Genomic DNA, 2,269 nt, shown 5'->3' with positions numbered 1-2,269 from the left:
GTGTCTGCCACGATGACGCCATGAGCGACACGACCCATCGCGTCCTGCAGCTGCTCTCGCTGCTTCAGAGACGTCCGGTGTGGACCGGACCCGAGCTGGCCGAGCGGCTGGGCGTCACCACTCGCAGCATCCGGCGCGACGTCGAGCGCCTGCGCGGGCTCGGCTATCCGGTGCTGGCCACCCAGGGGCTCGGCGGCGGCTACCGGCTCGGGCGCGGAAAGGACCTGCCGCCACTGCTGCTCGACGACGAGGAGGCGGTCGCGATCGCGGTGTCCCTGCGCCTCGCGGCCGGCGGCACCGTGACGGGTGCGAGCGAGGCCGCGCTGAGCACCCTGGCCAAGCTGGACCAGGTGATGCCGCCGAGGCTGCGCTCGGAGGTCAAGGCGATCCACCAGTCCACCGAGACGCTGAGCACCAACACCGACCTCGTCGACGGCGACGTGCTGCTCACGCTCGCCAAGGCCTGCCGAGACCTGCTGCGTGTCCGCTTCGGCTACGACGCCCGCGACGGTGCCGCGACCGAGCGCTGGGTCGAGCCCATCCGTCTCGTCGCGACGGGCCGCCGGTGGTACCTCATGGCGTGGGACGTCGACCGGGAGGACTGGCGGACGTTCCGCCTCGACCGGATGCGTGAGGTGACCACTTCGACCTGGCGGTTCAAGCCGCGCGATCACCCCGACCCGAGGGAGTACGTCAAGAACTCGATCAGCCGGTCGCCGTACAGCAATCAGGCGCAAGTGCGAGTTCTGGCCGGCCTCGACGAGGTGTCGACCAAGATCGACACCCGCTGGGTGACGCTCACCGCGATCGACGAGTCCACGACGCTGCTGGAGGCGAGCGCCGACTCGCTCGAGCACGTGGCGTTCCACTGCGTGATGACCGGGATCGAGTGCGAGTTCGTCCGGCCGCCCGAGCTGGCGGCCGTGGCCGCGGACCTGGGGCAGCGGCTTCAGCGGGCTGCGGCCAGCGGGTAGCCGCGGCGGACCGTGCGGTCCAGGATTCCCAGGGTCGCCTTGAGGTTGCTCTCGGAGATCACCGGGAAGATGCCCGCGTCGCGCCACTCCGGCGCGATGTCGGACCAGTCGTAGTAGGACGTGACCAGGCTGGTGCCGTCGTCGCCCGGCTCGATCCGGTAGCCGTAGACGTGACCGATCTGGGGGCGCACCCGGCCGAGCACCTTCCACGCGATCTCGCGGTCTGCTTCGAAGGCGCAGATGGTGACGGTGACGTCGTACTTGCCCAGGTCGAAGTCGCCGAGCGACTCGCGATCCATGTGTACGACGAAGGAGTCGCCCACCGCCTCGACCGGGTCGCCCTCGGCGCTCTGCAGCATCCCGGATGCGTCGATGGCGACGTGGCCCTGGGGATCGCACAGGAGGGCGAAGACCTCGGCCGGGGACGTGGAGAGCGGACGGGTGACCTCGATGCGCTCGTCGGTTGTCATGCGCCCAGTCTCGCAGGCGGCCCAGCGGCCGTGGAGGGCCCACGTAGGCTGCCCGTATGGAGATGGTGCTGTTGCTCGTGGTGCTGGGTGGGCTCGTCGCGGTGGCGGTGTTCACCGGCCAGACCGCGAAGAAGCGGCAGGCGGCCAGGGCCGCGGCGGAGCTCGAGCCGGTCAAGCGACTGGCCGAGGAGGACGTCACCGCCCTCGGGGTCGAGCTGCAGGACCTGGACATCGACATGGCCGGACGCGAGCTCGGCACCGGTGAGAACGCCGACTACCAGCGCGCGCTGGACGCCTACGAGTCGGCCAAGACCGCGGCGGCCAGGATGAGCAGGCCCGACGACGTCCGGCACGTCACCGAGATCCTCGAGGACGGCCGCTACGCGATGGCGTGCGTGCGCGCCCGCGTCGACGGGCAGCCGCTGCCGACGCGTCGACCGCCGTGCTTCTTCGACCCGCGGCACGGGATGTCCGTCGTCGACGTGGCCTACACGCCGCCGGGCGGCGCCCAGCGCGATGTCCCGGCCTGCCAGCTCGACGCCGAGCGGGTCCGGGCCGGCGCAGAGCCCGACATCCGCAAGGTGCTGGTCGGCTCGCGGCGCGTGCCCTACTGGCAGGGTGGTCGCGCCTACCAGCCCTATGCGCAGGGCTATTTCGGTGGTTTCGGACCGATGGACTGGATGTTCATGGGCATGCTCTTCAGCGGCGGCTTCGACGGCCTCGGTGAGGGCATCGGGGCCATGGGCGAAGGCCTCGGCGACATGTTCGGCGGCATCGGGGACGGGATCGGCGGCCTGTTCGACGGCTTCGACTTCTAGGTCGTCC

General features: G+C 70.7%; 3 protein-coding genes. 2 read left to right on the top strand and 1 reads right to left on the bottom strand.

Going from position 1 to position 2,269, the window contains the following annotated elements; translation table 11 throughout:
• The first annotated feature begins 20 nt into the window (after positions 1-20).
• Positions 21-974, top strand: a complete 954-nt coding sequence (locus tag RMO85_RS05745) for a WYL domain-containing protein (protein ID WP_310527266.1) — start codon at positions 21-23, stop codon at positions 972-974.
• On the opposite strand, the gene RMO85_RS05740 is transcribed toward RMO85_RS05745, so the two are convergent.
• Complete coding sequence (locus RMO85_RS05740) at positions 950-1,444, bottom strand: polyketide cyclase (protein ID WP_310527258.1); 495 nt, start codon at positions 1,442-1,444, stop codon at positions 950-952. The genes RMO85_RS05745 and RMO85_RS05740 overlap by 25 nt on opposite strands.
• 56 nt (positions 1,445-1,500) lie before the next feature.
• On the opposite strand from RMO85_RS05740, the gene RMO85_RS05735 reads away from it, so the two are divergent.
• Positions 1,501-2,262, top strand: coding sequence for a hypothetical protein (locus RMO85_RS05735; protein WP_310527253.1), 762 nt, complete (start codon positions 1,501-1,503; stop codon positions 2,260-2,262).
• The last annotated feature ends 7 nt before the right edge of the window (positions 2,263-2,269 follow it).

Source organism: Nocardioides sp., assembly GCF_031422975.1.
Taxonomy (GTDB): Bacteria; Actinomycetota; Actinomycetes; order Propionibacteriales; family Nocardioidaceae; genus Nocardioides.
Note: the sequence above shows the minus strand (reverse complement) of the source record. Positions and strands in the feature narration are given on the sequence as shown.